Genomic DNA, 23,961 nt, shown 5'->3' with positions numbered 1-23,961 from the left:
TCCACCAGATGCTGCTCACGCTCGAAAGCAACGGCCTGATCCGCAGGCAGCCACGCATCGCACGCAGTGTCGAACTACTCATCCACCACAACTGCCTGCCAACATTGCAGCCAAACCAAACCGTCAAATCCTCTGTGCAGAGGTACTAGAACAAAGTCACAAAAGCGGAGGACGAGATGAGCAAGGACGCGGGAACGATCCGGATCGGCATCGGCGGTTGGACCTTCGAGCCTTGGCGAGGCACGTTCTATCCTGAAAAACTGTCGCAGAAGCGCGAGCTGGAATATGCCGCAAGCAAGCTGACCTCGATCGAGGTCAACGGCACTTACTACGGCTCGATCAAGGGCGACAGTTTTGCCAAATGGTATGACGAGACCCCCGAAGGGTTTGTCTTTTCGCTCAAGGCGCCGCGTTTCGCCACCAATAAGAGGGTGCTGGCCGAGGCCGGCGGTTCGATCGAAAAATTCTTCGACAGCGGCATTCTGCTGCTCAAGGAAAAGCTCGGGCCGATCAACTGGCAGTTCATGGGCACGAAGAAATTCGATCCGGACGATTTCGAGAAATTCCTGAAACTGCTGCCGCAGGAGGTGGATGGCCGCAAGATCCAGCACGCCGTCGAAGTCCGGCATGAGAGCTTCGGCGCGCCGGATTTCATCGCGCTGCTCAGGGAATACAAGGTGGCGATCATCACCGCTGGCGATTCGGAATTCCCTGAGATCGCCGATATTACAGCCCCCTTCGTCTATGCCCGGATCATGGGTACGACCGAGGACCACGCCAAGGGCTATGCGCCGAAGGTGCTCGACCGCTGGGCCGAAAGGGCGAAGGAATGGGCTGCGGGCAAGGTGCCGGATGACCTCAAGGCCGCATCGAAGGATCAGCCGAAGGCCGAGGCGAGGGACGTGTTCCTCTATGTGATCAGCGGCTTCAAGGAGCGCAACCCGCATGCGGCGATGGAGCTGATCGAGCGGGTGAAGTAGGCTCAGCGGATGGAGTGCGCCTTCAGTTTCGGGCCGTAATAGTCGACCTTGACGAGTGCTTTAGCGAAGATATTGGCGTAAGGCACGTAGCCAACCTGAAAGCGGCTGTCGGCGCTGTTGTCGCGGTTGTCGCCGAGGACAAAGCAATGTCCCGGCGGCACCACGAATTCCTGCGTGTTGTCGCCATCGCCATTGTCGGTGATTTCCATGACATCGTAGCTCGTTCCATCGGGGAGCGTTTCCCGATAGATCGCATCCCCATCATAGCCGGGCGTCCGGCCGTGATAGTGCGCGACGAGGTGGCGAGGCAACGGCTTGCCGTTAAGGTAGGTCATGCCATCGATCATTTGCACATGGTCACCGGCCAGGCCAATGACACGCTTGACATAGCTGATAGATGGATTGGGAGGATAGGCGAAGAAGACGACATCCCCCCGCTTCGGCACGCCTTTCATAAGCTGGAACTCCGGCAGATCAGCCTTTATCGGCGAGGGGATCGAGAACTGGTCGTAGCCGTAGCTGAATTTCGTGCCGATCACATAGTCGCCTATGTCGAAGGTCGGCACCATTGAGCCCGCCGGAATCGTAAACGGTTCAAAGATGAAGATGCGCATCAAAAGGGCCAGGCCGAGCGCCGGTAAAGTCAACGGGTCCATGAGAATTCCATCTTGATTTGGCGCCACGCAAACCTGCGGCGAGGGAGCCAGTCGAGCGGGTGAAAGTAGAGACGCACGTCACTGGATTGTTCGAAACGGAAAACCGGGCTTCGTGCCGTCATAAACAGAGAGCGCCTTGGCATAGATATAGTGCTCGGGAACAAAGCCCATACTGAATCGGCTATCGTTGCTGTTGTCCCGGTTGTCGCCGAGCACGAAATAGTGACCAGGCGGAACCGTGAAGATCTGAGTATTGTCGCCTTCGGCGTCGTCGCTCAGATCCAGCGTCAGATAGGTCCTCCCGCCGGGGAGGGTTTCGCGGAAGACTGGGACCTCGGAATATGAGACGCCGTTATCATTGCCGGTATTGGTGTAGGTACCGGCTGGTTCGCGTTTCACCGCCAAGTTGTTCAGATAGAGAATTCCGTCCTTCATTTGCACTCGGTCGCCGGGCAGGCCGATCACTCGCATGATCTGGTTTATGCTTGGGTCGCTGGGCCGGCCGAATATGACCATGTCGCCGCGGGCGGGCGGGATTCTGAGCAGGGAAAAACTAGCGAGGCCCCGCATGAAGTGGATCGAAAACTCGCTGTAGCCATAGGCCATTTTTGACGCCAACAGATAATCGCCGATCACAATAGTGGGAATGTTCGCCCCCGATGGGATGGTGAACGGCTGCAGGATGAATGACCGCATACCGAATGCAATTGTGAACGGTACAAGAAGGAAGATCGGGATGACTCCATACCATCTGGAATACCACTTGTATTGCATTCCTGGCGGGATCCGGCGCGCCAAGATGAATGTGTGAACAAGGCCGACCAAGAGAAACAGCAGCACGATTCCGGCTATGGCAGCATAGATGCCCGGGCGGGTTTCACCGACGAACAGGATGCCCGCAAAGGGACAGATCAGAACAGTCAGAATGAAATAGACAATGCTGAGCCGCCCGCGCCCGATATAGGCCATGCCAGCCGGGACGCCGAGGCAATAACTGACAAGGACTGCGACAAGCGGATGACGATTGCGAAATGGGGTTAATATGCTCATTTTAAATCACTGATATACAGACTTGGACCTGACGCCATCCTTGCTTGTTCCCTACGTCAAATCAAGCAGTGCGTTCGTCGCAATCCGAAAAATCAGACAGCCGTCGCGCGTCCCCTGAGATAGGGAAACCAATCCTCCCTGAGCCGCTGTCCCGGCTGCATGTTATGCCCCGGATAGGATGGCGAAGTGCGGCCCGGCCGTTCGACATAGCGGGCATCATCGCCGACGAGGCGCAGCGAGAAGGCGCGGCGGCGAATGCCGCTGTCGTTGCCGCGGGCGCCGTGCAGGGTGAGGAAGTTGAAGGTCACGGCGTCGCCCGGCTGCATGTCCCATTCGAGGGTTTTCATCCCCTCCGCATCCGGGTTCGGCACCGGCATATAGGCGCTCGGGTCGGGATAGAAATTCTGCTCTGACAGCCAGCGGGTCGGCAGCACCTGCTTTTCCCAGAGATGCGAGCCGGCGACGCAGCGCAGGCTGGCCTCCTTGACCGGATCGAGCGGCGACCAGAAGCTGACCGTCTGGCGGCCCTCGACGAAATAATAGGGCCCATCCTGGTGCCATGGCGTCGGCTTGGAGGTCTGTGCTTCCTTCACCAGAACATGGTCGTGGAACATCTGCACCGTCTCGGATTGCATCAGCGCCGCGGCGACCTCCGCCACAAGCGGCTGGCGGATGACATCGGAAAATTCCGCAATGCGTTCCCAGTTGCAATAGTCGTCGAAGAAGCGGCCGCTTTCGCCGGGTTTCAGGTTCTCGGAGGCATAAGGGCTGGGCTCGTCCATGTTGCGCCTGATGCCGGCCCGCAGTTCTTCCACCCAAGGCGCGAACAGGCCTTTGACCAGCACCGCGCCGTCGCACTGATAGTCCTCGATCATTTTGGGGGGGGGACGAGGTCGGTTGCCTGCATGTCGACATCCTTGCTTTTCGCTGGCGGGTGTCACAGGTCCGGACCGTTTGTCGATCCGCCGCAAGCTGGCGTGCCTTGCAGGGTCTGTTTGGCGTTGAGATTGGCTCTTACGCTCGCACGGCTATGGGACGCGTCGTCACACAGCCGCTCGGCCGCGTGATCGAGGTGGGCGTTATCACATCAGGGTTTTCGTACGACCTCGTTGTCGCGGCGGGCTTCGGGGTTCTGTTCCCGCTCGATCTCGGCCCGCTTGGAAATCGGCTGCACGCCACTGGCGGCAACGTCACGCATGGCCGGATCCGTCGCCGATGTCGACACGTCCGGGATCACGCCCGTCGTCGACAGTTGCGTCCCCAGATAGCTCGCCTCCGGCGTATCGGCCTCGTCCTGGACGACTTCCGGCGTGTCGCCGCCGAAGGCGCGTTTGATTCTTTCCATGATGCCCATGTCGGGACTCCTCATGCGTCAGCCGGGCAGCGCGGGCGTGCCTGGATGGAAGACGACAAAATACATCACCACGATCATGCAGGCGATGGAGAAGATCGTGGCCACGAAGGTCATCATGCCACGACGGGCGTTCTGTCCTGTGCTTTTCATGTCTTTGCAATGATTCGCCGGGTGAAAAGTTCCGTCGCGCCGCCCGTTCGCACTTGAAGACGGTTCGATGAAACTTCCTGAGAGCCGGAGTTCTGCCGAGACAGCGTAAGTTAAAAGCCCGTGGCGCTGCGAGATTCCAGGAGCTTTGCCATTCCCGAGGGTCGCGGAAAAAACAACGGCACCTCACCAGTTTCGTAAATCAAACGAATATTATGGGGCAAATCCACCGTTGTTCCGAACGGAACAGCGTCGAGCGGCCCATTCCGATAAGTTTTAGTCAGCATTTGCCAAGAGGGAATCCTCCATTCGCCTCTCCCAGACGATCCGATTCCCGTTCAACGAAAGGAATACGTCATGCCAGGCATCCATAACTCCATCATCAGCACGCCGCTTTTCGAGGAATACACTGCCCAGGGCTATGTCTGGGCGCATCAGTCGAATTCATTCGTGCATGGGCGGTTCGAAACCGCGATCACCGACACGGTGGCGGATTTCGATGCGGTGAACTCGGTCTATTCCTATGTTCACACCATGTTCGGGATCTACAAGGATTACGCGATGAACGACATGCTGGCGAAGGATCAGGATGTCGATGTCGTCATCAGCGATACTGCCGCCAACATTGCCGCGCTATCGCCTTACGATGGTTCGATCTTCGGTGGATTGTCGCACGCCTCGAGCATCGAATTCAGCATCAGCGACGGAAAGGTCGCGACGCTCTCCTTCGAACTCGGGCAGGCCATCCAGTCGATGAGCGCGACATTTGCGCAAGGCAATGTCGTCAACTGGGAGGGTACAGCCGGCAATGATACCATGTATGCGGCGGTCCAGGCGGTCGCCAACGCACCGGTATTTGTCCTCGCCGACCATCTGCGCCTCGATGGCCAGGGCGGTGATGATACGTTGCGCGGCGGTGCGGCCGTCGACCGCCTCTCCGGCGGCGCCGGCTTTGACACTTTGATCGGCGGCGGCGGCGCGGACACGTTCCGTTTTTCGACTGCCGCTGCCGCTGACAATATCGATCAGGTCATAGGCTTCGATGTCAGCGCCGATTCGTTCGAATTCACTCATCACGCTTTTAGGCAACTTGCAGTCGGCACGCTTGCAACCTCCGAGTTCAAGATCGGTGCTGCCGCCACGACCGCCAACCAGCATATCATCTACAATGCCGGCACCGGCGACCTCTTCTACGACGCCGATGGCTCGGGCCACGGTGCGGCGGTCGAGATCGCCCATCTCGATCCGAACCTGGCCCTGACTGCCGGGGATTTCCATACAGTCTGATCGCACGGCTGACCGAGCAATGGCGCAACGGGTGCCGACGACTTTCTGTATCTGTTGTTTCAATCAAACAAACAATCGCCGGCTCCGATGAGCCGGCGCTATTGGCTTATCCAGGCACTCGCCGATTCACGGCATGCCACCGTGGTCGGATAGCCGAGGGCGTGGGAGATGGAGTTATGGGGGCAGATATCGTTGACAGCCGGTTGAAGGCTGAGTGATTATCTGGACGAAATGGGGAATGGAAGTGGTTGATGTAGCAGCGCTGCCAGTTTGGGTCAGCTATACAGCAGCGGCTGTAACTTTAGGGGTCATTGGCCTTGTTGTTTACGCAATCCTCCGGAAGGCCTCCAAATTGGGAACGATGTGGCAGGTTTTTCCGGTTGTCCTCGTTTCGCTTTATCCAATTTTGCACAACAAATCCGCAGCCCTTTACTTCGACAACGTGTTGGAGGCTCAAAGAACCAACGAAGGTCTTCCGAAAATGATCGATGCAGAAGCAAGACTGGATCGTGTTTCTATGCCTTCTGGTGAGATTGGCTATGATTACACGCTGTTTGGAAACGCGGCAGCGGTCGCCAACGAAGATAATATAGATCAGATAATACCGACGGTATGCCCCAGCATCAGCAAGCTTCTTCTTTCTGGAACACCCGAGATGTTTAGGCTAACCTTCAGAAAAGACGGAAGTTCGAAAAAACTTGTAGTGGAGATCACCCAGGAGGACTGCTATTGAGCAGTACGGCTCAGCCTTCCTTGAGGCTTAGCTCGTTGAAATTACTATATATATTCGGCAAAGCAGAAGGTTTTGGTGCCCATGCCGAAGCCGAAATTATCTTTTAAGTCGCTGATAATAAAGATAAAAATATTTTTCGTCTTAGCGTGATGCCCCCAATAGTACCCCCAAAGCTTGATGCTACCGTGCTCGGCATGCTTTCTGGTTGAATTCGGGTCTTTTGCACCAAGAGACATACCAGCCTCATCTGACGATGAAGGTGGCTGCTGCTATGCTTAAGCGAGCCAGGGTGCCTTCAATCTCAGTTCGCCGCAAGGGGAAGGGTACCACGATTTTTACAGCACTCCCAGAGCGTTGGCGCTCCAATGGGGTCAAACCAACTCCGGGCGATTTTGAGAAAATGGGCGTGATATCATATCGATAGCAGAAGGGCGACGTAGGTAAACGTTCCTATATAATAGTGAATCTTAATGAATCGTTGTGAATCATTTCCTGTCTTTAAGTTTTTATGGCAAGAGCCATTTATCCTCATAGCAAACAACGAGGATAAACCATGTACAACTCGCAACTCACCTGCACGATACCTAACGCGGCCAAGATGACCGGCCTGAGCCGATCCACTTTGTACAACCTTATCGCTTCCGGGCAACTCAATCGCATCAAAATCGGCAAACGAGCTCTGTTGAAAATCTCTGAGATCGAGGCCCTGCTCGAAAACTGCCGGGAAGTCTAATGTCTGCCACCTTCCTTGAGATGCTACACCGCCACCGCCCCATAGATGGTATCATTTCCGTGAGCCACAAGGTCGGCAATGCCTTCCCCCCGCTTGGCTTCTTCACGATGGACCAATTGTCCGAAGCCGACTCCTTCATGAAGGCGCAAGCCCGTTCTCATGAAGTCTATTTCACCGACGCCATTCTCAACCGAAAACCCCTGCCGGGAAAGCGTGGTGATTCCTCGTATATCGGCTATCTGTCTGCCTTTCACTTCGACGCCGATGTCCTCACCCCCGACAACCTCGATGCTCACGCCGAAGCGGCAATTCCGCAGAGCTTTGATGAACTCCAGGCCTTCATCACCGATATCGGCCTTCCGCCTCCGAGTTCCATCATCCATTCCGGCAATGGCTTGCACATACGGTGGTTTCTGAAGGACCTCATGCCCGCGCATGAAGCCCGGACCATGCATCGTCACTTTCAGCAAGCCATCATCAAACAGGCCAGAGAGAGGCACCGCTGGAAGCTTAACGACACTTCCGACCTTGCCCGCGTTCTTCGCTATCCCGGAACGTGGAATCGGAAGAACGGCATCGCCAAACCCGTGTTGCTTGTCAGCGCGGATGCGAACCTTCGCTATAGCGCCGCTGAATTACAGGCTTGGGCCGATAAAGCCAATCCCTTGCCTGCGGCTATCGAGACTGCCGTGATAGCCAGCAAGTTGAACACGCTCGACTATCGCGACCGCCGCGATGCCGCTGATTTTTATGCCATCAAAACCCACTGCCGCATCGTTGCCGATTGGGTCGCACGGATGGAAGCCGGTGCGCGCCTGCCCGAACCTGAATGGCACCACTTCCTAAGCTTTGCTGGCGCCTGTGAAGATGGCGAGAGCATCGCACGTGACCTGTCCCGGCTTGATGACCGTTTCAGCGAAGCCCAATTCGCCACCTATATGGCACGCCGCACGCCGCCGCACAAATGCGAGACCATTCAGCAAACCTGCGGCGCTGAGAAATGTTCGGATTGCCCGTTGATGGATCAAGACCGCTCGCCCATTACCTTTGGCTTTGGCATCCCTTCCGATATTGAAAGAGCCGACGCGCTACGCCGCTTCGTCCGCGTTGGAACTCCCAATCTCCGTTATTTCGACCTGGACCATTTCAGCCGGGAAATGGAGCTTTCCCCCGATGCCCTCGACTCCGAGATTGGCTACCTTTTCGACGGTAAGGCCCACGCCGCATTTCTGGCTTCTCCCCAGGCTCAGCGCGTCCGCCTTGCTCAATACCTCCCCGGCAATCACAACCGGATAACCAAAACCGACGATGGCCTCCCTGTCCTGAATTTGTGGACGCCCTCGCCGCTCCAGCCCGCACAAGGAGAGTGGCCTGTCTTCCGGCGTCACCTTGACCTGCTGTTCTGTGATCCCGACGACGGCGAAATCGCCCTCAAACACCTGCTGGATTGCCTCTCCTTCATCGTTCGCTATCCCGGTGAAAAAATCCGTCACGCCTATCTGCTTGCAAGCCCTGAACAACAGATCGGCAAAGGACAGCTTCTGGAACTCATCAAGCGGCTTCTTGGACCGGATAATCACCAGACCATCCAAGGCGAGGATTTTGGCGAAAAGTTTAACGCCCACACCGCCGACTATCAGTTGCTCTGCGTCGAGGAGCTCCCGCTTTCCAATAAGCTCGGGGTATACAACAAGACGAAGACCTCTCTTACCGAACGCGAGAAGCTTGTGGAAAAGAAGGGAGTTCAGAAATTTCGGGCTAGGACGCCGGACTTCCTCCTCCTGACGTCCAACCATTCTCGCCCTCTCACGCTCGAAAAGGCTGATAAACGGTTTTTCTTCTATGAGAGCCCTATGCGCCGCCAGTCCGGCGATTATTACGGCTCTTTGACCGAGGCAGTCAAAACCGAAGCCCCTGCCATCCTGCACGAGTTGCTGCGTCGTGACCTGAGCAACTTCGACCCCAAGGCACCGCCGCCCATGACCGCTGCCAAGCACCGGCTTCTCTACGACTCTCTGCCTGAAACCGAAAAGTCCCTCCAAGAGCTTGTCGAGAGCCGCAACGCGCCCTTCGACCGCGACGTGATCCACATGGACGACCTCCRCTTTGCCTTGGGTATGTCGTCCACGCGTAACCAGCGCTTTGACGCGCTCAGGGCTATCGGCGCGATCCAGACCGGCCAGATACGAGCCGAACCGGGCAATCCGAAATCCCCCAAGAACCGGCTTTGGATCATCCGCAACTTCGACCGCTGGAAAAACGCGACTGAAACCCAAATCATTGCTCACCGCAAAGGAACCTGAGATGGCATCCCGCCGCCTTCGCCGCCTCATTGCCGAACAACAGCAGGGCCTCGATGACTACCCGGACGTTATCGTCAAATTCGACGCTAATTGGCGCGTGATCCGACACATCAGCGGAAAGCCGTTGATCCTGCAACATCGAGCGGTTAGCCCCTATTACGTCGGGAAATGGCGAACCGCCGACACAGCCGATAATGCCCTCGACATGATAGATCTTTGCATGAACTTTACCCAAGACATGGACCAACTCAGAAGGATTTCTGCACAATGAGAGACCAATACGTGAAAGACCACAACGACGACGTGAAACACGAACGTGACGACGACTGGCCGCTTGTCATTGTCCAAATGTCGGATCAGGAACGCGTGATCTACGACAAAAATTGCAAGATCGTCATTGAGCAGTTTCGCACTCGCAATCGTCGAAACGACAAATGGCTCAAGTGGCAGTTCCGCTGGAAAGCCAAATCTCATGAGGAAATGCGGAAGGCCCTGGAGAAGTCCCACTCCTTCGCTTCGGACTCCGAGAAGCTGGACGCCATCTGCCTTTTGACCGATGATGGTGACTACATGGAACACAGCCACTAAAGACCGCTATTACCTGTCTGCTTTTCCGCCGCGACTAGCGGATTTTTGTGTCGTGTTTGTTTGTCTGACTTCGGCAGTCAGATTTTCTCCAAATCTTGATAGGAAACCCTGCCGCTTTAGCCGTGGGGCCGCCGTTGCCGTGCGTTTGAATATGAGCGATCTGACCGGGTACCGTGGCATCAGGGAAATCAATAGCCGAGGTTCCCACGGGCCCATACATTCGGCATGATCGTGTCGTATTCCCGATACGCCGAAAAGAACCTCTAGAGTCGCCTTACTATAGCATCCTACAGAAGGTGGCATAGGCCTGAATCGATTGACGTCAGTTTGTTATCCAAACTAGGATGGATAGCAAAAGACCCTTCTATAATTGACATTTGGCAACGCCTCAAACAAGGTGCAAAACGCCGACCGCCCGGCAATCTATCCAGTCGGAGTGATAAGAAGACAAAGCAATTGTTGCCGCAATGCCAGTAGGTCGGCGATCTACTACTTTTTGCTATCCGTTAGAATTTGAATTTGTGCTCTAAGGGCAGCGTTTTCTCGCGCTACGCCGTCAAGGCGGCTTCTTAGATTTTCAACATCTGACTTGAGCTTCTCTTCAGCGCTCAATTGGCGAGGGCCAGCAGTTTTATCGCTGCTTTCGCTTTTATCTGATGCATCAATTGCTGTGTCTATTCGAGTGCTAAGTGCAGCAAGATCAGCGCGCACACCAAAATAGAAGGACGCGAAGATACCGAAGGCAGTTGCGATCGAAACCAGCAAAGCTATAACGCCATAGCTTTCGACCTTCGACTTGACTTGTTCGGCTGCAGCCTTAGCGTCATCAGACGATTTTTGCGATTTCGCCGCATCATCTTTCGCTTTTCTAGCTTCTTCAGCAGCCTTCTCGGCTTTTTCTTTCGCCTCTTCAGCCATCAACGGAATGGAGCTTCGAATTGCAATCGACTTTTCCGGTGGACCGTATTGCCTAGCTGCCTTTTCAATAAATCTCACAATATTCCATAAGCCAGGATTGCTAGGGTCCTCTCCAGATTTAGCGACAGAAACAAGCGGATTTCGACCCGCGGACGGATTCGACGTGGTCTTGGTGAATTCTACCCAGATCAACCCCTCATTTGCAGGAATTTCGTAGGGCAAATTGGTCAAGTTATGCAGAGGAATGCACAACTTACCCCAGAAACCGGGGTCGATGAGCGGTCCCGTACCCAGGAGCAAACCGCGGTGGACATGGGTGATCGCCATATTGAAGCGCAGAGCAATGTAAGAAGGAAGGCGAAATTCCAGGTTGGTTTCGACGAACACAATGGTATTTGCCGGGACGGTTAGTCCTTTGCCTTTCGAAAGAATTGGGACGAGTTTACCATCGTCATCATATTTATAAGCGAAATCACCGATTCGACCTTCATACGATGCCTTCTTGAGGCGATCGTTCTCTCCAAATCTGTGGTAAGGGGCGATTAGTCCGGTCGCTTGGACATAAAGGTCAATGTCATCTGCCGACAAAAGCGAGGGCGGTATATTCGGATAAGGATCGCCGACACCAACGTGATCGAGTGCTCGTCGACGTCCTTCCTCGGCTGAGAAAACCTCAATTTCCCTGTCGGTTGTTGTTTCTGTCAAGGTCACACTCCCGAGGCGGCATGACGACTTTTGCCATCATGCTCCACCACCCCCATCGGAGAAAACCCTAGCAAGTTTACTGCACCGATCTCTGATGTCACCCGTTCCAAAAAGTTCTGCACTGCCGATCCACGGCGGCCGAGCTCTTCCCAGTTGCCGACGTAGTCCATATGGTTCAGCACGACATAATCAGGCTTATTGATACTAATAGCCTGACGGACCAGATTCGGGTCGAATTCTCCAACTCTACGAAGCTTTTGGGTCACTGTCGTAAACTCTTCGAGCCCTGTCTTGCCCGTCCGCTTCCCCACCTCGTCCCAAGTCAGCTCTCCTGCCAGTGGACCGGATTCTCCGGCCACTCTGATCGGATAGGACCGCAAAACCAGGGTCACGTTGTCCACCACCCGGGGGCTGAGGCCAGCTTCCGCAAGTGCACCGGCGGCGGTGGTGCAGCGAGCTGTGGCTTGGGGCCAAAATCCGCTATCTAGTAAGGACAAACCAAATCCTTGCGTACCCTCTATAATCACCCGACCATTTCGAGACAGTACGGTATCGAGGTATGCGCCAACGTCATGAACAAATAACTGCAGAAGCTCACATTTGCCGGCTGAAGGCGATGCAAGAGCAAGGTTTTGTGCATTTCTGGCAACCGCTGCAAGGACGGCAGCACCCACACCGGACCCCGTAGACCCAATCGCCTTCGTGAGTCCCGCCTGTCGCTCCCACTCCTGGTGTTCGGAGGTTATAACTCTCGCGAATGGGCTGATGCGCACCCGATCTAAAGGATAGTCAAGTTCTGCGATCTCGCGAAGAAGGAGCTCCGGATCAATATATGACCCAGCTGGAAAAACGACGTCTACATTCTTGTCGACGCACGCGGCAGGCATTTGACGAAGTGCCCATTTTCTGCCTTCGCGGTCGTAAGCCGTATGTCCCGAATTCGGTCCACCGACACGGACGACAATCACATCCGATCGCGAATGGTGACGAACAAGCTCAAGGGCGACCTTCCCCTTTCCCTCTGAGCCGAATTGTCCACCTACGACAATTGAGACTGGCATCCACGCTCCTCGACTTTCTGGACAATTTCGGCAACGCACGTTGAGAGCGCATCGCGACTGCCATCATTCGAAAAGATTTCGTGGGCAAGCGGCTTTAATGCATTCACGCCGCGTTCGACATCCGATGAAGACACCTCATCGAAACTGTCGTTACCGTCTCTCGCCGAATAACGGGATTTTCTTATCCCGTCGTCCGTCTGGATGTAAATATGCTTGAAGCGTCCTCCGAAGTGTTCGGAGAAAAAGGCGTGGTCCTCGCCGAACCGCAACCCGTCTATCACGATACGATTGGCAGGCTCCACGCGCCTCAACGTCTGCTCCGCAAGCCAACGCTGCTTGCCAGTGACGTTAATTTCCTTGCCAAGCCTCTGACGATTCTCTCTGTTCAGTTCGAGACCCCGCTCACGAAGAAGTTCATCCAAGACCTCGCTGAACCGGACATAGGAGAAGCCATGCCCTTCCAACTCGCGGGCAAACGACGTTTTGCCCGATGCGATCGGACCGCTAACACCAATAGCAAACGGACCTTGTTTTGCATTAAGATCGGGGATGATAAGCGGAGCTTCATCGCTGTCACCCAGCGCCTCGGTCAGGTTCGCAAGATGGAATGAACCGACTAAGGCAGACGTAATTGCGTCCAGTTCGTCGTGAGACACATTTTCTTCCAAATAGCTGCCACGAATGCCAAAGCGGCCAAGACCGAGCTTAAGCCATTCGATACCCGCGCCTTTTCGAGGAATACGCATGATATCTTGGGCCGCTCCAGGATAGCTCTCGATCACCGGAATCCCCAGATTTCGAAGAGTATGGGCCAAGCGAATGCCACGAGCCGTCAGCTTTTGCATACTTGGCAAGAGGCAGGGGTAGACATTCACGCCACGACGCTTCAGCTCGCGTTCACACCGCCGCATGATCCCGAACTCGTTTCGGCCGGGATCAGAATCTTCAACGACGGTGCGTCCGAACGGCAGGGAGAGAGGTGAATCAATCGATACCAGATCAGGCTTTGTTGCCAAAGTGTTTGAAATCAATTCGGCATCGGTGAATACAAGACGGCACTCGGCCTCATTGCCCTGAAGCAAGGCCCACCCACTCCCTTTTGCTTCCGAGCCCGTGAGGTCAATGCCTACAATAGTAGCGCAACCTGCCGGAGTCTTCGCGAGCAACTCGTCGAAGTGAGGAGCTGCGACCAAGTGCGATGCGGCAGGACCAAGCTCTGGAAGGGTCAACCAATCACTTGGTGCAGCCCACTCGACAAACCTTGCGGAGGCTTGAAAAAGATCACGCTCTAACGGGAAAAGCTTCAGAACGCTGTCGAAAATGGCGCCCATGGCGCCGACATCGGCACGATTGTAGCGGATCAGCTTCTGGAGCGAGGAGACATCGCCACGGAGGTATTCGTGCCACAACAGCACGGCAGCAAACCCGTCAACATCGCCAAGGCCATCCCTCAGACTAAGGTTGAGCTCCCGCTCGATCGCTTTCTGTCCGCCCGTCAGACCAACTCTCCTGCAAAGATACATCAGGTCGATATGATGTTTCGGAAGCTCAATCCCTGGGAGTTCCTGGAGGATGAAGCGCTGGTCGAAGCGAATTCCGTTAAAGGTAACCATTACCTTGGCGCGAGCCGCGTCCCGGTAAAAATCGTGAACGCTTGCACCTTTCACAACGGTTGAAGCCTTGCCGCCGATAGACCACCCTATTACCGTGATTTCGTCGTAATAATGACTGAGTCCTGTTGTCTCGATATCTAGAAAGAGAATATCCTCAGGATATTCGTGGCACAAGGCGATTTGCTCGCGCAGATGGCGGGGAAGCGCTTTTGGGATCTTTGATTGTTCGACCTTTTTAAGCATTTTCCCACCCGGGACAGAAGAGCCTCTAGTCAGGCAGGTTTTGTCTAGTGTCAATCTACATTCGTGGATATCTAAGAGGTACGACTCTGTGATACGGGGGGAGCATAGCGCAGTTCTATGCGGTTTCGCGACCCCTGCCCGAGAATTTTACAGTTGATAAGTAGGTGAAATTTGAAGCGTGAAAAGACGACCTGGACAGACGGCGATCTGGAGCTCTCGGTCGAGATGTGGATTAATGACGAGTCGCGGCTTCACGACTACGGGATTCCTAGGTCAGCGTGGTTCCGAGCCATCAGGCTTATGAAGAGGTATGGAAGCGAAAAAACTCTGGACGAACTAGATCGAAGAGCCATCGCTGCTTTTAACCGCGGAAACGAGCGCATGTCTTACCGCCTTCGTGACCTCATGACCGCTATTCACGCGATGGAGGAAGACGAGGTCATGCCAAACGACCGTGTGCACTGATCAGTTCGGCTGAGTGACCCAAGAAATAGAATAGGTACTTTTCTTGAACGCTGATTTCAGCTCCTCGCAAAGCTGCGAGAGCTTCTCGTCAAATTTCCAGGGCGCGTTGCAGATCAGAAGGCCTCCCCCTGTGAGTGAGGTTCCGTCAGATGGGAAAGCTAAAAAATCCGCCCTCAGGGTATCAGGAAACTTGTTGTCAGCCGCGAATTTGGCCAATGTGTCCCCGATCAAAGAATTTTTATAAGGGTACCAGAGGCAGAAAATGCCGGTATTCCATTTCCTCAACCCTCTTGCTAAGGCTTTGCACATGGCCTGGACCTCATCGGTCTTCTCAAAAGGCGGATCAATGAACACCAGTCCGCGCCGCTCAGGGGGAGGCACGGTCGCATTGATCGCTTCATAGCCATCACGGTTTTGCACATGGACGCCATGCGAGCGGTTATATCGAATACTTAAAAGGTCGTAGTCGTCGGGGTGAAGCTCGTTTGCTATCAGACGATCACCCGGGCGGAGCGATCGCGAGATGATCTCCGGTGAGCCGGGGTAAAGAACCAATTCACCTGAGTTGAGTTTTTTGAGAAGCTCACTGTATGTCGGGGCACTCGACAAGAACCTGTCAAAAATCGCTCCAACCCCTTTCTCCCACTCTCGCGTCTTAAGCGCTTCCGTGGATTGAAGGTCGTAGCATCCAATTCCGCTGTGTGTATCGAGAACAAAAAAAGGCTTCGCTTTCAATCGTAGGCAATCCAATAGCATTGTCAACGCGGCATGCTTGAATACCTCGGTGTGGTTCCCCGCGTGAAAGGCGTGGCGGTAATTCATTTCGTTTCCAAAGTGTAAGAGGCAAGAGCCGTTTCTAAACGCGAAACTATTGTTTCTCGGTCCACCGCTTTATGAACGGAAGACGGCCAAAGCAAAAGGCGAGAGCGGCGATCTCGGCCACGACGCCTGCGATAAGCCCGCCGAGCAGCTCATCAGTCACCATTTGATAGCTGTAATAGCCATAAGCTACATTGTATTGATCAATTATCATCGCTGCCCCGATGAAGCCGAACAATGCCAGGTTAAGATGCGTTACAGTCGAAAGCACTTTTTCAGCAACCTGCGCCCGTGCCTCACTGTCAGCTCGGCCGGCTCGCTCTGTGAAGGAGAAGCGATCCTCCGCAGCAAGGAGCCTAGCTTCAGGAGTGTCTCCAAGTTTGTCTTCAGAACTCACTCTCAGCCCCCCTTATGAGCATAGCGCTGACTGAGCTTGACGGTCTCTTGACCGCCCGTTCCGGGCTTTACGACAGTCACTGTCCCGTCGGGGTCCGAATAGTCTCTTAACATCGACGCAATAGCGAGAGCCCTCCGGATCGTGAACCCAACGCTGTGAAGTCTGTAGAACTCTCGGAGCTTTTCCAGCTCTCTCAGGGTCTCATCATCTGCTTCGAAATTCGGCATAGCCGCTCCGTTTCTCTGTCGACCTAGACGTTCCCATCCAATCTTGCAAGACGGGTCGCTGCGTCGATTCAGTCATACCACAGTGAGCGGCTTGACACCCAGCTCAAGAGCCAACTGCTCCTCATCTTCCAAGGGCTTCATGACATTGCGATATGCCCTTTGCATAAGGCGGGGCGCCTCGTCGTGATCGGACGCATGGATCATCGTGAACATATGCTTGCCGCTGCTTCCCTCGTGTTCGTAAATGGGAAACGAGTATACATTGCGGTAACCAAGGTCTTTTCGGAATCTTTCCTCAAATTTCAATGTGAGCTTAGTAGGACCAAGCGATTGTAGAGACCTCCAGTCGTCCCTACCCCACCATCTTTGCGGTATTTCGACGTTTTTGGTAAAGCCGGAAAGGCCGCGGGACATCCATCCGACGCCAAGAAAATAGAAAAGCTCGACCTTGTTACCCCCTGACTTATGTCTGGCGAGCTTCTCGAGCGTGGCCCATTCACATTCACACATGAACTGATCGAGCAGACAGAAGGTCGCCGTTTTGTCGGTGATAATGCCGCTGGCCAAAATCTGGTCAATCGAATTGTTGAAATCGCCGACCAAGACCTCGTACCGACGAGCTGGCTTCATCAAAGGTTGTTCGGCCGCCAATTCTTCCAAGTATCTGGCTCTCTCGGGCTCCAGTTCACACCAGAAAAATTGGCGGAGAAATTTCGGCTCGCTCTCGACGACCAGTTTCGCAGCCCAGCTCTCTGGATTCGACGGATCTTTCGGTGCAGCGAACCCATCGATGTAGGCGCCGTGCTTGGTGATGAAGACAAAGTATCGCAGGTACCTAGCGATGAGCTGGGCCTTGTTTTCGGTCCACACCTTATGTTCGGCGTCCCTCTTCATTTTGAGGGGAGAGAGCTGCTTGGGGGCAACTGGGAAAAGCTCGGTTTGTTTTGCCATAGACGCTCGGCGTAAGGTGGTGGCTCTATTCAGGCTGCAGTCGTTTCCTTGGGCTGAGAGAGGCGAGAACTATTGGGAAATTGTCGCACGATCTTTCCATCGAGGAGACCGCCGCCTTTCCCGTTGCCATCGATCTTTTTAACTTCATCAACCGCTAATCCGTCTTCAGACGTCAATGGATTATTGCCAAACGCTCCCCACTGCTTAAAGAAGGGTGCAACGCCGAACGCTTCGCAATCTTGGATAATATCGCGAACCCATCTACTGTCCATAGGTCTAGCGCCGTGACCGCTTTCTCCCCCAACTATTAGCCAGTCAGGCTTCGGGTCATCGCTGGAAATTCTCAAGCTTCCGATCGCAGGCTCATACGAAATGAACCAAACGGCAGCTGGAACCTGTTCAATGACCTTCTTCCTTTGGTCAAACCTTGTTTGGTCCTCTGCCGTGAACCCGAGCCAAACATTGTCGTAGCCGTCGGGACCCCAATCCCGAGGCACCATCTTCTTGATATTCTGAGGTCTCTTTGTCAGCAGCTGCCAATCGAGCGATGGCGTTGAGCGGATGACCTTGAAAAGATCGGCTCGCCAGTCAGGATCAACCTGGTTGTCGAAGACGTCAGCAAGCGAGGCGCAGAAGACTCTCTGGCGACGGCCGTGCTGGCTTTGAAAAAGGCCCGCCTTCGATTGCCAGATGGCTGGAGCTTTCCAATAGCTTTCGGTCGTTCGCTTTCTTGGTGAATTACCCCACTTCACATGCCCCGAGCGCTTAGACCAAGCTTCTGCGTAGCAATTATCGCAGCCCGGGCTCACATTTGTGCATCCCGTCCAAGGGTTGAAGGTATGATCAGTCCATTCAATTGTAGTGTTGACAGCCACGATCATCTCCTTGTTTTCAGCCCACATTATCATATCTGTGTTTGGCTTATAAAAGTGATAAGTTGCTGGTTGAAGACGAACGTTCGATCACTCACGCTTCAAGCGAAATCTCCGTTCACCAGCGTACTCGGATAGACCTCCACCGAAGCCACGTTCGACTGGCTCAATGACCACTTAGAGGCACATAGATTCCGACAAAGTATGACATGTTCTGACGCCTGCTTTTTGAAGCCACCGCCGTGGACTTGCCTGTCGATATAGGGAAGCAAAGCCGATGTGTCGCCACGGGATCTCCAATGACCGCTTCGGGCCGCAGCGTCATTCACCCAAGCTTACTTGCACCTCAAAATAATCCCAAGGTAGAGGCGCTCTATCGGACTGCACATTTGGATCGAGCCGAGGCGGTAAGTATCGCGGTTAATGACGGCGAGGGCAATTTGAGGCCGTACCATCAGTTACCGTTTTTAGCCACGTGCCCCAGTTTGCCTCGCGACTCACCAAATGCCCCACAACCGCCTCTCGACATTTAGAGCTGCGAGGCATAGCTTTTCTTTGATTTTGTTATATTATTTTGAGGATGCCTCGCTGCCTCGCAACTTTCGGCTAATCCGCACACGTATAGAGAACGGATTTATTCAAACGTTGGATACATCCCTCCGTTCTACCTCCCGGTGACAGCTCATGCCTTTCTCCCTCTCAGTTGAACGATCTTCGCCCCCTGGCGCATCCTGTCGCACTCATCCGCCCACCAAGCCGCCATGCGGACCCGCTCGTCCCAAAAAGTTCCCCGCTGATAAGCAGCACGAACGGAGTTGGAGTCCAAGTGTGCGAGTTCTGCCTCGATAGCATCCGGGTTGAACTTACCGCTCTGGTTCAAGAGTGTTGAAGCTGTTGTGCGGAAGCCGTGCGGGACATGTGTGTCTTTGGAAAACCCCATGCTTTTCAGGGCCGTGTTCATGGCCATATCGCTCATGGGGCGCTTGATTGTCCGTTCCGAAGGAAAGACGAAGCGTCCTTCGCCCGTCCACTCTTGCATGCCTTTCAAAAGCAGCACAGCCGCGGGTGACAGCGGCTTCTTGTGATCCCGCCGCATCTTTGCCCGACTTGCGGGGATCGTCCACGTAGACTTATCGAGATCGAATTCTTTCCACTCCGCTTGTCGCAGCTCGCCCGGCCTGGGGTAAAGCAGAGCCATCAACTGCATCGCCGCCTTCACACCCGGCCCACGCCCCTCATAGGCGTCAATGGCCCGGAGCAAGTCGCCAAAGCCCTTTGTATCGGTGATGGCAGATTGGTGCTTTGCCTTATGGGCCTTGATAGCGCCCCGCAGAGCGCCCGTGGGATCGCTCTCGGCCCGTGCTGTGGCAATGGCGTAGCGGAATACTTCACCTATCACTGCCCGCACCCTCCCGGCTGTTGCCAGCTTGTCCCGCTTTTCCAGCTTGCGGAGCGTGACAAGGATCTCTGGTGCTTTAATCTCATCAATAGGCCTTGAACCCAAGTCGGCTACGGCGAACCCCAGATAGAAGCGTTTGTTCTTCATTGTTGCCGCTGCCTTGCCTTCCGCTCGCTTCTTGGCCACCAGTTCGTCAGCGACTTCCTTGAAGCTGTTCCCACCAGCGAGGCGTTGGGCTTTTTCGATTTTGGCGGTAACGGAAGGGTCGACCGCCTTCGCCAAAGAAGCCTTGGCTTCATCACGCAGCCTCCGGGCATCCTTGAGAGTGATGGAGGGATATGCTCCGAAGGAAAGCGTCTTCTCCTTGCCACCAAACCGGTACTTCAGCCGCCACAGTTTCGAGCCATTGGGGTTTACCAGAAGATACAGTCCCTCACTATCAGCATGCTTTCTGGCCTTCGCTGAGGGCTTGAGATTTCGAATCGCTGTATCCGTCAAACTCATGTCGAACCTCATGGGGGTATCTGGGGGTATTGCCGAGGGGTGTCATCTAGGTCGCACCCCCAGACATACCCCCAAACCTCTTGGCTGCAGGTGGACGGCCATGGATAACCGCAGACGAAAGAGTCTGACAAATCAGCCCCTTGCGACTTGGCTATGGACTATCATGGATGGTGGTGGAAGAGAAGGTGGTGCCCCATGCCGGACTCGAACCAGCACTCCTTTCGGAACTCGATTTTGAGTCGAGCGCGTCTACCAATTCCGCCAATGGGGCAATGTCAGTGAGGATCACGGAAGACAGCGGCGGACTATACGAAGGAACGCCGCCCGGTCAACCGGTTTTTCGCGCGGCGTTCGTGTTTTTGAACAGAGACTCAGGCGCTTGCCCGGTTGAGCGTGTCCATGTCCTCGGCAGAAAGCTTGAGGGCTGCGGCTTTGGCAAAACTCTCGACCTGACTGACCTTGCTGGCGCTGGCGATCGGTGCGGTAATGCCGGGGGCCGCCATCAGCCAGGCAAGCGCCACTTCGGCCTGGTTGGCGCCGTGGTGGGCCGAGACCTCGTCCAGAGCCGCGAGAATCCCAAACCCGCGCTCGTTGAGGTATTTTGCGGAGCTGCTGCCGCGCTGACTTTTGTCCAAGTCCTTCTCGGAGCGATATTTGCCGGTAAGAAAGCCCGAGGCAAGACCGTAATAATTGACGACGCCCAGGCCCTCCCTGATGCAGAGATCGCGCAACGGGCCTTCGAACTTCGAGCGGGCATAGAGATTGTATTCCGGCTGCAGCACCTGATAGCGCGGCAAGCCGTTGTCCTTGGCGACTTTCAGCGCCTCGCCGAGTTGCTCGGCATCGAGGTTCGAGCAGCCGATCGACTTGACCTTGCCGGCCTTGAGCAACGTGTCATAGGCGCCCAGCGTCTCCGCATAGGGCGTGGCCGGATCCGGCCAATGCGAGAAATAGAGATCGATCGCATCAACACCGAGGCGGCGCAGTGAATTGTCGACCTCTTCGAGGATCCAGCGCGCCGACAGGTCCTTCTTGATCATCGAGGCATTCATTTCCGAGCCGACCTTGGTGAACACCACGACCTGATCGCGCTTGGCAGGATTGGCCTTCAGCCATTTGCCGATGATCGTTTCCGATTCTCCGCCCTGGTTGCCGGGGACCCAGCGCGAATAGGCATCGGCGGTGTCGATGGCGTTGAAGCCGTGGTCGACGAAGGCGTCGAGAACGGCAAAACTCTGCTTTTCGTCGATGGTCCAGCCGAACACATTACCGCCCAGGACGAGCGGGGCGATGTCGAAGCCGGTATTTCCAAGCGGGCGTTTTTCCATATCGTCATCTCCTTTTGCCATCGCAGAAAAGAGTGCGGCACGCCCAAAATCAAGCGCAATTGCCTGAAATCGGTACGGCCGGCATCACATCAAAGTGTAGCTTTGCGGCGCCGCAGCGGTTTACAAATCCGTGAGGGGCTGCATAAAGATGCCAGCCATTTCAACCGGGATGAACATGCTGAAGCGCCTCTACGACTGGACCATCCGCCTTGCCGAACGTCCCTCCGCCGAAATCTGGCTGTTCATCATCGCATTCGTCGAAAGCTCGATCTTCCTGGTGCCGGCCGAAGTGCTGTTCCTGCCGATGGCGATCGCCAAGCCAGAACGCGTCTGGCGCTATGGCCTGATCGCGGCGCTCGGCTCGATCCTCGGCGGCGTCGCCGGATGGCTGATCGGTTATTATTTCTTCGAGGCGATCGCCCGGCCGATCCTCGAATTCTATAACGGCATGCACGAATTCGAGAAGCTGAAGTCCTATGTCAATTTCGAGGTGATCCTGCTGTTCCTGGTGACGTCGGGGCTGGCGCATCTGCCGCCGCTCAAGGTGGTGACCATTCTCTCCGGCGTGCTGCAGGTCAATCTGCTGTTCTTCTTCCTCGCGGCGGTCGTGGCGCGCGGCGGCAAGTTCGCGCTGCTTTCCTGGCTGTTTGCGAAATATGGCGTGTCGATCCGCGATTTCATCGAAAAGCGCCTCAATCTCATCGCAGGCTTGGTGGCGGCGGTGCTGGTCGTTGCCTATGTCGTCTATCTCCTCGTGAAACACTGACCGGATTTGACCATGACCGCACTCGCCTCCTCTGGCCGCCAATCGATCCCCGCCGTCCTATTGTTGACGCTCGGCATGGCGGTCGTCATCCTGTCGGCGCTCGGCCTGGAATATTTCGGCCATTACATTCCTTGCGAGCTCTGCCTCAAGGAGCGCATTCCCTATTATGTCGGCATTCCCGCAGCCATCCTGGCGATTCTTTCGGCCGGACTGAAGATGCCGGCGACCACGACGCGCGTGCTGATCGGCATCGTCGTGATCGCCATGCTGATCGGCGCGGGGCTGAGCGTCTATCACGCCGGCGTCGAGTGGAAATTCTGGGAAGGACCATCGAGCTGCACGGCTTCGCTCAATACGATTTCCAAGAGCGCCGGCGATCTGCTGAGCGACCTCTCCATCCAGCATGAGCCGTCCTGCAGCGAAGCGGCGCTGCGCATTCTCGGCCTGTCGCTCTCCGGCTGGAATGTGGTGGCGACGCTGGTGCTTGCCGCGCTCGGTATTTTCGCGGTGCGGAAGGCGTGAAATAGCGCCTGTTATCGCTCGAGGCTCTCATGGGAACGTTCGAACGCCTGGAGGTCATTTCCGGCGACATTACGCGGCTCGATGTCGATGCCATCGTCAATGCCGCGAATTCCTCGCTGCTCGGTGGCGGTGGCGTCGATGGCGCGATCCATCGTGCGGCGGGCCCGGACCTCGTGCATGAGTGCCGGTTGCTGGGCGGATGCAAGACCGGCGAGGCAAAGGTTACGGGCGGTTATCGTCTGAAGGCCCGGTTCATCATCCACACTGTTGGTCCGGTATGGCGTGGCGGCGACAATGGAGAGCCTGCGCTGCTGGCGTCCTGTTACGAAAACAGCATGCGGTTGGGAGCAGCCAAGCAGGTTCGGTCGATAGCGTTTCCCGCCATCAGCTGCGGAATTTATAAATATCCGCCGGAATTGGCTGCAGAGATCGCACTGGAGCGGGTTGCCCGGTTCATCGAGCAAGATCATTCCATTGAGCGCGTCCTGTTTGCGTGCCTGCCGGGACAAGTCTTCGATATCTACGCTGCGACGCTCGACAGAGCCAAGCATGGCGGCTTCAGCAAAATCTGATGCCGGACTTGTCTGACGGTTCTTGCAATTGCGCCGACGGTGCCCGTCTTCGTCAGGCCGCGACGAAAATGGTGGTGTCGAGAACCGGAGCGGAGCGCACTTATGTATGTGAGCACCGGAAGCGCAGACGGCGCCATTTGCAGCCCGGCCTGACGAAGACGCTTATGGCTGCAGTTCGGTATCCCAGTAGAGATAGTCGAGCCAGCTGTCGTGCAGGTAGTTCGGCGGGAACAGTCGGCCGTTGTTATGCAGGTCCTGCACTGTCGGCCGGTAGGGCTTCTGGTGCGGGAACATGCCGGCTTGGCGCGGCAGCTTCGAGCCCTTGCGCAGATTGCACGGTGCGCAGGCGGTGACGACATTTTCCCACGTCGTCTGGCCGCCGAGCGCACGGGGCGTGACGTGATCGAAGGTCAGGTCGTCATCGGAATTGCAATACTGGCACTCGAACTTGTCGCGCAGGAAAACGTTGAAGCGTGTGAAGGCCGGATAGCGCGACGGCTGCACGTAAGACTTAAGGCAGACAACGCTCGGCAGCTTCATCGAATAGCTGGGCGAGGACACCGAGTGCTCGTATTCGGCAATGATATTGACGCGATCGAGGAAGACGGCCTTGATGGCGTCCTGCCAGGACCAGAGAGAAAGCGGGTAATAACTCAGCGGCCTGTAGTCCGCATTGAGGACCAGGGCGGGAAGCGACTGGGGTGACACTGCAATCGTCAAGTCAAGCTCCTGAACGATTCGAATTCCCTGCTTTACTCATACTAGTGG

General features: G+C 55.5%; 26 protein-coding genes and 1 tRNA gene. 10 read left to right on the top strand and 17 right to left on the bottom strand.

What is annotated here, in order from left to right; all coding sequences use genetic code 11:
* Nucleotides 1-176 precede the first annotated feature (176 nt).
* Complete coding sequence (locus AC1DYF_RS18975) at nt 177-980, top strand: DUF72 domain-containing protein (protein ID WP_477878305.1); 804 nt, start codon at nt 177-179, stop codon at nt 978-980.
* Between the two features lie 2 nt (nt 981-982).
* On the opposite strand, the gene lepB (AC1DYF_RS18970) is transcribed toward AC1DYF_RS18975, so the two are convergent.
* The 5 genes from lepB (AC1DYF_RS18970) to AC1DYF_RS18950 form a co-directional block, all read right to left on the bottom strand.
* Complete coding sequence (gene lepB, locus AC1DYF_RS18970; protein ID WP_477878304.1) at nt 983-1,636, bottom strand: signal peptidase I; 654 nt, start codon at nt 1,634-1,636, stop codon at nt 983-985.
* A 78-nt stretch (nt 1,637-1,714) separates the two neighbouring features.
* Nucleotides 1,715-2,605, bottom strand: a complete 891-nt coding sequence (gene lepB, locus AC1DYF_RS18965; protein ID WP_477878303.1) for a signal peptidase I — start codon at nt 2,603-2,605, stop codon at nt 1,715-1,717.
* Nucleotides 2,606-2,778: 173 nt separating this feature from the next.
* Complete coding sequence (locus tag AC1DYF_RS18960) at nt 2,779-3,561, bottom strand: phytanoyl-CoA dioxygenase family protein (protein ID WP_477878302.1); 783 nt, start codon at nt 3,559-3,561, stop codon at nt 2,779-2,781.
* A 212-nt stretch (nt 3,562-3,773) separates the two neighbouring features.
* Entirely contained in the window at nt 3,774-4,040 is a 267-nt protein-coding gene (locus AC1DYF_RS18955; protein WP_477878301.1) for a hypothetical protein, read from the bottom strand.
* 18 nt (nt 4,041-4,058) lie between these two features.
* Nucleotides 4,059-4,190 (bottom strand): hypothetical protein, encoded by a 132-nt coding sequence (locus AC1DYF_RS18950; protein ID WP_477878300.1) that lies wholly within the window; start codon nt 4,188-4,190, stop codon nt 4,059-4,061.
* A gap of 354 nt (nt 4,191-4,544) precedes the next feature.
* On the opposite strand from AC1DYF_RS18950, the gene AC1DYF_RS18945 reads away from it, so the two are divergent.
* Both AC1DYF_RS18945 and AC1DYF_RS18940 read left to right on the top strand, forming a co-directional pair.
* On the top strand, nt 4,545-5,474 hold the full coding sequence (locus AC1DYF_RS18945) for a hypothetical protein (RefSeq protein WP_477878299.1): 930 nt from the start codon (nt 4,545-4,547) through the stop codon (nt 5,472-5,474).
* Nucleotides 5,475-5,712: 238 nt separating this feature from the next.
* Nucleotides 5,713-6,207 carry a hypothetical protein gene (locus AC1DYF_RS18940; protein WP_477878298.1) on the top strand — a complete coding sequence of 165 codons (495 nt, stop codon included), beginning with the start codon at nt 5,713-5,715 and terminating at the stop codon, nt 6,205-6,207.
* A 44-nt stretch (nt 6,208-6,251) separates the two neighbouring features.
* Here the strand turns inward: AC1DYF_RS18940 and AC1DYF_RS18935 are convergent, their stop codons facing one another.
* Nucleotides 6,252-6,443 carry a hypothetical protein gene (locus AC1DYF_RS18935; protein WP_477878297.1) on the bottom strand — a complete coding sequence of 64 codons (192 nt, stop codon included), beginning with the start codon at nt 6,441-6,443 and terminating at the stop codon, nt 6,252-6,254.
* 317 nt (nt 6,444-6,760) lie between these two features.
* Here AC1DYF_RS18935 and AC1DYF_RS18930 point away from each other — a divergent pair, with 317 nt between their 5' ends.
* From AC1DYF_RS18930 to AC1DYF_RS18915, 4 genes are read left to right on the top strand one after another with little or no spacing between them, the layout of a single operon-like run.
* Nucleotides 6,761-6,940, top strand: a complete 180-nt coding sequence (locus AC1DYF_RS18930; RefSeq protein WP_477878296.1) for a helix-turn-helix transcriptional regulator — start codon at nt 6,761-6,763, stop codon at nt 6,938-6,940.
* Nucleotides 6,940-9,243: a primase-helicase family protein gene (locus AC1DYF_RS18925; protein WP_477878295.1), complete on the top strand. Its 2,304-nt coding sequence runs from the start codon at nt 6,940-6,942 to the stop codon at nt 9,241-9,243. Before AC1DYF_RS18930 ends, AC1DYF_RS18925 begins: the two co-directional genes overlap by 1 nt.
* Nucleotide 9,244: 1 nt before the next feature.
* A complete protein-coding gene (locus tag AC1DYF_RS18920) occupies nt 9,245-9,514 on the top strand; it encodes a hypothetical protein (RefSeq protein ID WP_477878294.1) in 270 nt (89 codons plus the stop codon).
* Nucleotides 9,515-9,525: 11 nt separating this feature from the next.
* On the top strand, nt 9,526-9,831 hold the full coding sequence (locus AC1DYF_RS18915; protein WP_477878293.1) for a hypothetical protein: 306 nt from the start codon (nt 9,526-9,528) through the stop codon (nt 9,829-9,831).
* A 489-nt stretch (nt 9,832-10,320) separates the two neighbouring features.
* Here the strand turns inward: AC1DYF_RS18915 and AC1DYF_RS18910 are convergent, their stop codons facing one another.
* The 10 genes from AC1DYF_RS18910 to AC1DYF_RS18865 form a co-directional block, all read right to left on the bottom strand.
* Nucleotides 10,321-11,454, bottom strand: coding sequence for a hypothetical protein (locus AC1DYF_RS18910; protein ID WP_477878292.1), 1,134 nt, complete (start codon nt 11,452-11,454; stop codon nt 10,321-10,323).
* 2 nt (nt 11,455-11,456) lie between these two features.
* Complete coding sequence (locus AC1DYF_RS18905) at nt 11,457-12,515, bottom strand: adenylosuccinate synthetase (RefSeq protein ID WP_477878291.1); 1,059 nt, start codon at nt 12,513-12,515, stop codon at nt 11,457-11,459.
* Nucleotides 12,494-14,371: a ribonuclease H-like domain-containing protein gene (locus AC1DYF_RS18900; protein ID WP_477878290.1), complete on the bottom strand. Its 1,878-nt coding sequence runs from the start codon at nt 14,369-14,371 to the stop codon at nt 12,494-12,496. The genes AC1DYF_RS18905 and AC1DYF_RS18900 overlap by 22 nt, the downstream gene beginning before the upstream one ends.
* Nucleotides 14,372-14,836: 465 nt before the next feature.
* Nucleotides 14,837-15,658, bottom strand: coding sequence for a 23S rRNA (adenine(2030)-N(6))-methyltransferase RlmJ (locus AC1DYF_RS18895; protein WP_477878289.1), 822 nt, complete (start codon nt 15,656-15,658; stop codon nt 14,837-14,839).
* Nucleotides 15,659-15,704: 46 nt separating this feature from the next.
* Nucleotides 15,705-16,052, bottom strand: a complete 348-nt coding sequence (locus AC1DYF_RS18890) for a hypothetical protein (protein WP_477878288.1) — start codon at nt 16,050-16,052, stop codon at nt 15,705-15,707.
* Nucleotides 16,053-16,351: 299 nt separating this feature from the next.
* Entirely contained in the window at nt 16,352-17,230 is an 879-nt protein-coding gene (gene tcmP / locus AC1DYF_RS18885) for a three-Cys-motif partner protein TcmP (protein ID WP_477878287.1), read from the bottom strand.
* 29 nt (nt 17,231-17,259) lie between these two features.
* Nucleotides 17,260-18,105, bottom strand: a complete 846-nt coding sequence (locus AC1DYF_RS18880; protein ID WP_477878286.1) for a DUF5131 family protein — start codon at nt 18,103-18,105, stop codon at nt 17,260-17,262.
* Nucleotides 18,106-18,784: 679 nt separating this feature from the next.
* Nucleotides 18,785-20,005: a tyrosine-type recombinase/integrase gene (locus tag AC1DYF_RS18875; protein WP_477878285.1), complete on the bottom strand. Its 1,221-nt coding sequence runs from the start codon at nt 20,003-20,005 to the stop codon at nt 18,785-18,787.
* Nucleotides 20,006-20,191: 186 nt separating this feature from the next.
* A tRNA-Leu gene (locus AC1DYF_RS18870) sits at nt 20,192-20,276 on the bottom strand.
* 100 nt (nt 20,277-20,376) lie between these two features.
* Nucleotides 20,377-21,333 (bottom strand): aldo/keto reductase, encoded by a 957-nt coding sequence (locus AC1DYF_RS18865; protein WP_477878284.1) that lies wholly within the window; start codon nt 21,331-21,333, stop codon nt 20,377-20,379.
* A gap of 175 nt (nt 21,334-21,508) precedes the next feature.
* Between AC1DYF_RS18865 and AC1DYF_RS18860 the strand changes: the two genes are divergently transcribed.
* From AC1DYF_RS18860 to AC1DYF_RS18850, 3 genes are read left to right on the top strand one after another with little or no spacing between them, the layout of a single operon-like run.
* Entirely contained in the window at nt 21,509-22,099 is a 591-nt protein-coding gene (locus AC1DYF_RS18860) for a YqaA family protein (RefSeq protein WP_477878310.1), read from the top strand.
* Nucleotides 22,100-22,111: 12 nt separating this feature from the next.
* Nucleotides 22,112-22,621 carry a disulfide bond formation protein B gene (locus AC1DYF_RS18855; protein ID WP_477878283.1) on the top strand — a complete coding sequence of 170 codons (510 nt, stop codon included), beginning with the start codon at nt 22,112-22,114 and terminating at the stop codon, nt 22,619-22,621.
* 29 nt (nt 22,622-22,650) lie between these two features.
* Complete coding sequence (locus AC1DYF_RS18850) at nt 22,651-23,193, top strand: O-acetyl-ADP-ribose deacetylase (RefSeq protein WP_477878282.1); 543 nt, start codon at nt 22,651-22,653, stop codon at nt 23,191-23,193.
* A 162-nt stretch (nt 23,194-23,355) separates the two neighbouring features.
* Here the strand turns inward: AC1DYF_RS18850 and AC1DYF_RS18845 are convergent, their stop codons facing one another.
* Nucleotides 23,356-23,913, bottom strand: coding sequence for an HNH endonuclease (locus AC1DYF_RS18845; protein ID WP_477878281.1), 558 nt, complete (start codon nt 23,911-23,913; stop codon nt 23,356-23,358).
* Nucleotides 23,914-23,961 lie beyond the last annotated feature (48 nt).

It is taken from the genome of Rhizobium sp. P2_G9 (assembly GCF_056403475.1).
The sequence above is the reverse complement of the archived record's forward strand: the minus strand, read 5'-3'. Positions and strand labels throughout refer to the sequence as shown.